The 272-nt window shown below is 45.2% G+C and carries 1 protein-coding gene; it reads right to left on the bottom strand.

From position 1 onward, the window contains the following. Positions 1–272 (bottom strand): MFS transporter (locus SB658_RS23975; protein ID WP_410602836.1); only part of this gene is annotated, 272 nt, incomplete at both ends.

The raw sequence follows: 272 nt of genomic DNA, 5'->3' as shown, positions 1-272 counted from the left end.
ACCTTCCCTGAGAATGCGAAGAGACCAAAAAACTGTCCTCTCTTTTCCTTCGGTGTCAGCTCGATAATCAATATTCGTGATGCTCCCCAGCTTGCACCGAGTGAAATTCCAAATAAACTGCCAGCCACCCAGAAGACCCATTCTGTTGCGGCTGTCACAGCCAGAATCAGAGCAACGATCAAAATCACATACACGACTGTAATCGAGCGCTTTGCCCCAATCGCTTTTGTGATATATCCAAATAGAAAGGAGCCAATGATACTTGAAATAGT

This window comes from Bacillus sp. SIMBA_008, from assembly GCF_046535495.1.
In the GTDB taxonomy this organism is placed as follows: Bacteria; Bacillota; Bacilli; order Bacillales; family Bacillaceae; genus Bacillus; species Bacillus subtilis.
Note: the sequence above shows the minus strand (reverse complement) of the source record. Positions and strands in the feature narration are given on the sequence as shown.